The sequence below is a fragment of the Streptosporangium sp. NPDC003464 genome (assembly GCF_053588315.1).
The window spans coordinates 1-6,963 of the sequence record NZ_JBSFPS010000383.1 but is presented as its reverse complement, the minus strand read 5'-3'; the positions used below and the strand labels follow the sequence as shown (position 1 = coordinate 6,963).

At 71.9% G+C, this 6,963-nt stretch carries 6 protein-coding genes; all 6 read left to right on the top strand.

The window, feature by feature from the left end:
- Window positions 1–221: 221 nt before the first annotated feature.
- Genes ACWDS7_RS45005 through ACWDS7_RS44980 form a run of 6 tightly spaced genes read left to right on the top strand, consistent with a single transcriptional unit; the run spans window position 222 to window position 6,705 of the window.
- The gene (locus ACWDS7_RS45005) at window positions 222–1,451 is read left to right on the top strand and encodes an aminotransferase class I/II-fold pyridoxal phosphate-dependent enzyme (protein ID WP_451934289.1); all 1,230 of its coding nucleotides are present in this window, start codon (window positions 222–224) and stop codon (window positions 1,449–1,451) included.
- Window positions 1,451–2,287: an HpcH/HpaI aldolase/citrate lyase family protein gene (locus ACWDS7_RS45000; protein ID WP_451934288.1), complete on the top strand. Its 837-nt coding sequence runs from the start codon at window positions 1,451–1,453 to the stop codon at window positions 2,285–2,287. Before ACWDS7_RS45005 ends, ACWDS7_RS45000 begins: the two co-directional genes overlap by 1 nt.
- Window positions 2,284–2,796 (top strand): MaoC family dehydratase, encoded by a 513-nt coding sequence (locus ACWDS7_RS44995; RefSeq protein WP_306869560.1) that lies wholly within the window; start codon window positions 2,284–2,286, stop codon window positions 2,794–2,796. Before ACWDS7_RS45000 ends, ACWDS7_RS44995 begins: the two co-directional genes overlap by 4 nt.
- Entirely contained in the window at window positions 2,793–3,731 is a 939-nt protein-coding gene (locus ACWDS7_RS44990) for an ornithine cyclodeaminase family protein (RefSeq protein ID WP_451934287.1), read from the top strand. Before ACWDS7_RS44995 ends, ACWDS7_RS44990 begins: the two co-directional genes overlap by 4 nt.
- Complete coding sequence (locus ACWDS7_RS44985; protein WP_451934286.1) at window positions 3,728–5,134, top strand: MFS transporter; 1,407 nt, start codon at window positions 3,728–3,730, stop codon at window positions 5,132–5,134. Before ACWDS7_RS44990 ends, ACWDS7_RS44985 begins: the two co-directional genes overlap by 4 nt.
- On the top strand, window positions 5,131–6,705 hold the full coding sequence (locus tag ACWDS7_RS44980) for a M20/M25/M40 family metallo-hydrolase (RefSeq protein WP_451934285.1): 1,575 nt from the start codon (window positions 5,131–5,133) through the stop codon (window positions 6,703–6,705). Before ACWDS7_RS44985 ends, ACWDS7_RS44980 begins: the two co-directional genes overlap by 4 nt.
- Window positions 6,706–6,963 lie beyond the last annotated feature (258 nt).

The following is a 6,963-nucleotide window of genomic DNA, read 5'->3' as shown; positions in this document are numbered from 1 at the left end:
GACCGACACGGCCGCCGGATCCAGCCGGAGGCCGTGTACCGACACGGCCACCGGATCCAGCCGGAGGCCGTGAGCCCGCGCGTGCGCGCTCCGTGACAGACCTGGCGCGGCCCGCGCGCGTCCCGCCGTCCCTCCCGGGACGGTACGGGAGCGGCCGGCGCGCCCCTACCGGTGACCGGCCGTCCTCCCCGGGGTGGACCCGCTCGATCAGGAAGGCAACGATGAGTGACACAGAGCTGTACGGCCCCCGCAAGTTCCGCAACACCCAGAAGATGCTCGCCCACAGCCAGGCCAGCTGGCAGGCCGCCGAGGACAAGGGGCTGATAGACCTCTACGTGAGAAACGGCACGGACGGAGTCCTGGCCGACGCCTCGGACGGACGCGAGTTCGTCAACATGAGCTCCTACTCCTATCTCGGGCTGAACCGGCACCCCGCCGTCATCCAGGGAGCGATCGACGCCCTGGAGCAGGAGCGGATCACCGGACTGGGCATCACGCCCACCCGGATGCAGCCCGCCCTCATGAACGAGGTGCAGGAGGGGTTCTCCCAGCTGTTCGACGCCCAGTGCCTGGTCGCGCTGTCCTGCACGGTGGCCACCGCCGCCCTCCTGCCGCTCGTCTCCTCGGGTGTGCTCATCGACGGCAAGCCGAGGGTCACGGTCTTCGACAAGCGCAGCCACTTCTGCATGGACGTGATGAAACCGGTGTGCGCCGACGAGAGCCCCGTCTTCACCAGCCCGCACAACGACATGAACTTCATCGAGGACATGTGCAAGAAGTATCCGAGGGTGGCCTACATCGCCGACGGGGCCTACTCGATGGGCGGCGTGGCCAACCTGGCCGACCTGCTGGCCCTGCAGGACCGCTACGGGCTGTTCCTGTGGTTCGACGACTCGCACTCCATCTCCGTCTGGGGCGACAAGGGCGAGGGATATGTGAAGTCGCAGCTCGGTGAGCTGAATCCGCTGACCCTCATCACGGGCTCGCTGGAGAAGGGTTTCGGGTGCGCCGGCGGCATCATCATGCTGGGCCGGCAGAACGTCAAAAGCCTCATCAACATCTTCGCCGGGCCGATGTGCTGGTCGCAGAGCATGGGCGTGGCCAACCTCGGGAGCCTCCGGGCGTGCGTCGGCATCCACGACAGCCCCGAACTGGGCGAGCTCCAGCGCTCGCTGCAGGACAACATCAGCTATTTCGACGGACGGGTGCCCACCGGGCTCCAGGGCAGCAAGCTGCCCGTCCGGGCCCTCGCCGTCGGCGACACCGCGCTCGCCGTCCAACTGTCGAACGGCCTGTTCGGCGAGGGCTTCTACTCGGCGCCGGTCTACTACCCGATCACCTCCCGGGGCAGGGAGGGGCTGCGGATCATGATCCGGGCGGACATCGACCGGGAGGACCTCACCCGGTTCTGCGATCTCCTCGACAAAGACGTGCTGCCGCACGTGATCTGATGAACACCACATACCTGTGCAGAAGCCTGATGGTCACCTCGGCCCTGCGGATGGACCGGTTCGTCAAGGGCCAGGCCGCCGGCGCCGACATCAACCTGATCGACCTGGAGGACGCGGTCCCGCAGGCCGACAAGGAAAGGGCGCGCAACGAGTTCCTGCGGCTCGATCGCGCCGAGGTGACCGGCACGCTGGGTCTGCGGATCAACAGCCTCCAGACCAGGGACGGCCTGGAGGATCTGATCGCGGTGCTCGACAGCCCCGCCGAGCCGGACATCATCGTCGTCCCGAAGGTGGAGTCGCCGCACCAGATCGAGCACGTCGACGGCGTGCTCGGCCGGGCCGGCCGCAGGAGCCGGCTGTGGGCCCTGGTGGAGACCCCCAAGGGTGTCTCCGACGCGATGAGCATCGCCACCTGCAGCGACCGGCTGGTGGCGCTGACGTTCGGGCTCGCCGACTACGCGGCCGAGATGGGCGCCTCCATGGAGTGGGAGGCCATGCTCTTCGCCCGGTCGCAGGTGGTGACGGCCGCCCGTGGCGCCGGGATCGACGCGGTCGACGCGCCCACCTTCGACCTCGACGACCTCGGGCTCCTGCGCGCGGAGTCGCGCAGGTCGGCCGACATGGGATTCAGCGGGAAGATCGCGATCCATCCCCGCCAGCTCCCGGTGATCAACGAGATCTACAGCCCCACCGCCCAGGCCGTGGAGTGGGCGCAGGAGGTCGTCTCCACGTTCGAGCGCGAAAGCGCAGGCATCCTGACCGTCGGCAGCCTGATGGTCGGACCCCCGTTCTTGAAGAAGGCGCGGAGCATTCTGGCGCTTGTGGAGGATGAATGAAAGACGTCCAGGCGTTCCAGCACCTCGGCGGGCGCCGCTACCGCGAGAACCGTGGCGTGTTCTACGACGAGTTCGAGGTCGGGGACATCATCGAGCACCGTCCGGGACGGACCGTCACCGAGACCGACAACGTCTGGCAGTCCCTGCTCGCGCTGAACAACCACCCCCTGCACATCGACCACGCCTACGCGCGCACCACCGAGTTCGGCCGGCCGCTGGTGTCGAGCCTGGTGACGCTCTCCATCGTCGGCGGGATGAGCACCAACGGGACCAGCGCCAAGGCGATCGCCAACCTGGGCTGGGAGAGCATCCGGCTGCCCAACCCCGTCTTCGTCGGGGACACGCTCTACGCGGAGACGGAGGTCGTCGCCATGAGGCCGTCCCGCTCGCGGCCGACCGCCGGCATCGTGACCTTCGAGACGAAGGGCCTCAAGGACGACGGCACCCTGGTGGTGGTCTTCACACGGTCGGCGCTGATCCCGCTGGGCGGCGGGATCGACCCGGCATGACGGCCCTCAGGGTCGTCGGCGGCGCCGAGATCGAGGCGGGCGCCGACCTGCGTGAGCTGATCGGGGACATGGAGAGCTCGCTACGCGACGACGTGCGCCGCCACTCCGTCACCCCGGCCAGGTTCATGGAGGTCCGCGACAGCCCCTACTCGGTCTTCGGCGCCATGCCGTCGATGAGTGACCCGCACGACCTGTTCGTGACCAAGGTCGCCGCGCTGGTCGACGCGGGCGGCGGGGCGGCGCCGGGCAGGACCACCGTCAACGCGGTGGTGGTGGTGTTCTCGATCAGCACCGGCGAGGCGCTGGCCGTTCTCGACGGCGCCGCCCTGACCGACGTCAAGTGCGCGGCGGTCACCGGCATGGTCACCGACCTGTGCGCGACGCCGCACGCCCGGACCCTCGGCGTGGTCGGGACGGGCGCGCTCGCCCTGCAGCAGGTGCGCGGGGCCGCCGCGGTCAGGGACCTCGACCGGGTGACGGTCTACGGCCGCGACCCGGACCGGGCCGGCCGCTTCGCCGACCGCGCGCGGCGCTCACTCGGCGGCGCGGTGGAGGTGGCCGTCACCTCCTCGCTCCGCGAGGCCGTCGAGGGCCAGGACGTCGTCTGCACCGCCACGACGTCGAGCGAGCCGCTGCTGACCGGCTTCGACCTCCCGCCGCCGGTGCACGTCAACTGCATGGGCTCCCACACCCCCGAGTCCCGGGAGGTGAGCGCCGAACTGCTGGAGAGCAGCGTCCTGCTGGTGGAGGACCGCGCGACCGCGGTCCGCGAGGCCGGGCACTGGCACCACCGGGCTCTGGAGCTGGAGGAGGCGCTGCGCCGGGGGCCCGAGCTGCGCGCGGCACGGACGGTCTTCAGCTCGGTGGGCCACGGGTTCCTGGACCTGGAGACCACGGCGCACATCCTGAAGCGGCTGGGCGGTGCGCGTCGGTGACCCTCACCGCGCGCCGCTCCGGCGGCCTGCTGGCCGCGATGCTGTGCGCCATGACCGTGCAGCCGATCGCGCAGACCATGGTGGTGCCGATCCTGCCGTCGCTGGCCGGTGAGTTCGCCGTGTCCGCCTCCGACGTCAGCTGGGTGATGACCGCCAACCTGCTGGCCGCCGCGGTGCTCACCCCGATCCTCGGCCGGCTCGGCGACCTGCACGGCCGCCGGCGCCTGCTGCTGCTGTCGCTGCTGGGCACGGTCGCCGGCTCGGTGCTGGCGGTCTCGACCCACTCCTTCGCCCTGCTGCTGGTGGCGCGGGCGCTGCACGGGATCGGCGGGGGCGTGCTGCCGCTGGCGTTCGGCGTCATCCGGGCCGAGCTCCCCCCGGAGCGGGCGGCCCGCGGGATGGCCATGGTCAGCACCAGCATGGGCATCGGCAGCGGTCTCGGGGTGGTGGCCGCCGGTCTGCTGATGGAGTGGTGGGACTACCGGGCGGTCTTCTGGCTGCTGCTCGTGCTCGGACTGCTGGCGGCGGCGGCGGTCGCGCTGTCCGTCCCGGCCGACCGGGGGACCGACCGGGAGGGGGGCGGGACGAGCCCGCTGGCGGCCGTCACCCTGGCGGTCTGGCTGTGCGCGCTGCTGGTCGCGGTCAGCCAGGGCAACGGCTGGGGATGGACCGGCACCCGGGTTCTCGGGCTGCTGTCGGTGGCCGCGGTGGTCTGCGCCCTCTGGCTCCGGGTCGAGAGCAGGACGCGTCACCCGCTGATCGACCTGAGGATGCTGGCCCGGCCGACGGTCGCGCTCACCAACCTCGCCGCCACGCTGACCGGCTTCGGCATGTACGGCGCCTACATCGTGATGACGTCCTTCGCCCAGGTGCCGCAGGAGTACGGCTTCGGCTTCTCGGCCACCGTGCTGATCGCGGGCCTGATGCTGCTGCCGAACTCGGCCGGCAACCTGGCCGCCGGCACGCTCGCCGCCGCGCTGATCGCCCGGCGCGGCCCGCGGACGCCGCTGGTGCTCGGCGGCTTCCTCGGCGCGGCGGCGATGGCCTTCCTGACCGTCCGGCACGGCTCGGCGGTCGACCTCTACCTGGCCGGCGGCGTGTTCGGGCTCGGCACCGGCCTGGCCTTCGCCGCCATCCCCGTCTACGTCAACAGCGCGGTGCCGCCCGGGCAGACCGCCGTGGCCAACGGCACGAACGCCGTGCTGCGCACCATCGGCGCCGCCGCCGGCAGCGCGGTGACCGGCGCGGTGCTCGCCGGTGACACGGTCGCGGGCACCGCGTCCCCGACGCTCCACGCCTACCAGGCGGCTTTCATGATCACAGCGGCCGGGTTCCTGGCCGCCGCCGCCGTGCCGTTCGCCATCCGGTCCCGGCCGGTCCCCGTCCATGAGGAGATCTCTTGAGTTCTGCAGGCCAACCCGCGTCGGGCATCTCCCGCCGGGCGATGCTGAAGGCCGGCGGCGCCGTCGTCGGCGGGTATGTGGGAGGGACCGCCGACGCCACCGCCGCCCGCGCGCACGCGGCGGTGGAGCCGCCCTCGCCCGCCCCGGCGGCCCGGGTGACGGTGAGCGGCACGGACCCGGTCGCGCTCGCCGCTGAAATGATCAAGTTCGACACCTCGCACGCCGGGCGCAGCGGCTCGGACACCGGCGGCGGTGCCGTGACCCTGGCGCACGCCCGCATGCTGGAGGGCCTGTGGCGGTCCGCGGGCGTGCCGACCGAGCTCGTCCCGACCCCCAAGGCCGACAACGTGCACCTCATCGCCAGGGTCACCGGCAGGGGAGACCATCCGCCGCTGCTCTTCATGGCCCACTCCGACGTGGTCACGGTGGAGCGGAGCCGCTGGAGCCGCGATCCCTACGGCGGCGCCGTCGAGGACGGCTGGCTCTACGGCCGCGGGGCCGTGGACATGAAGGGCGCCTCCGCCGCGTTCATGGCCGCCCTCCTGCGGCACGTCCGGGAGGGCGCGGAGTTCGACCGGGACATCATCTTCCTGTCCGACTGCGACGAGGAGGGCGGGCCGTACGGCGCGCAGTGGCTGGTGGACAACCACTACGACAAGGTCACCGCCGGAGTGGCCGTCACGGAGGGCGGCTGGGTGCTGAACCAGCCGGACGGCACGACCCCCATGCTCGCGTCGCTGTCCTGCCGGGACCGGGTCTCCCTCCTCCTGGAGTTGACCGCCACCGGTGTCACGACGCACTCCTCGCACCCGGACGACGGGCCCGCCGTCGGGCGGCTGGGCGGCGCCCTGGCCCGGCTGGCCCGCCACCGGCCCGCGATCGGGCTGAGCGACCTGGTCAGGGAGTACTTCACGGTGCTCGCCCGCAGCACCCGCGACCAGGAGTTCTCCAGGGCGATCACCCGGCTGCTGGCGGCCGGGACCCAGCAGGAGCGGGACGCCGCGGGGGCCAGGGTCATCGAGCTCAGCGACTACCCGTGGGTGCACACCCCGATGCTGCGGGCCACGCTGTCGTTCCTCGGTCAGCAGGCCGGTTACTACACCAGCATCGTGCCGTCCACGGCCCGTGCCGACGTGCGCGTGGGTTTCGTCCCCGACGGCGAGGACCCCGCCCGGGTGGTCGCCGAGATCCGCCGCCTGGTGGCCGAGTGGTCGGTGACGGTCCGGGTGGTCGGCCGCCCCGACGAGACGGAGGAGCAGATCCTCGCCCGGGTGCGCAAGACGCTCTCCCGGCCGACCTCCCCCGTCACCACCGACGTGTACGACATGTGGAAGCGGGCCGCGCGCGAGACGTATCCCGGCATCGGCGTGGTCCCGTCGCAGTTCGAGGCGAACACGAGCGCGGGCCCCTGGCGTGACAAGGGGATCCCGGTCTACGGGCTGTATCCCTACGCCGTCGACGGCGACACGGTGACCCGGATGCACGGCGACGACGAGCGTGTCAGGGTGACGGCGCTGCGCACCGGCACCGACATGGTCTACCGGATGCTGGCCGGGATGCGGACGGGCTGACGGGTGACGTCCCGGTGCCGCCTTCCCCAAGGCCGGCAGGCGGAGCGTCGACGCATGGTCCGGGGCCGCGACGGTGACCGCCCCGGGCCCCGGGCCGGGGCGTCGGGTACGGCGCCGGCGTTCCGGCACCTCCGGTCGGCGCGGACCCGGAGGCCGGGGGGGGGCGGGGGGGGGCCGCGGGCCGCGGGCGGCGATCCCCCTAACAAAAAGAGACACAAACCACCTGCCACAGTATCGCGTGGTCTTTTTTGTTGGTTG

Bases quoted from the DNA above. Each gene is read 5' to 3' on its own strand.
- ACWDS7_RS45005 (WP_451934289.1), top strand. From the start codon at position 222: ATGAGTGACACAGAGCTGTACGGCCCCCGCAAGTTCCGCAACACCCAG.
- ACWDS7_RS45000 (WP_451934288.1), top strand. From the start codon at position 1,451: ATGAACACCACATACCTGTGCAGAAGCCTGATGGTCACCTCGGCCCTG.
- ACWDS7_RS44995 (WP_306869560.1), top strand. From the start codon at position 2,284: ATGAAAGACGTCCAGGCGTTCCAGCACCTCGGCGGGCGCCGCTACCGC.
- ACWDS7_RS44990 (WP_451934287.1), top strand. From the start codon at position 2,793: ATGACGGCCCTCAGGGTCGTCGGCGGCGCCGAGATCGAGGCGGGCGCC.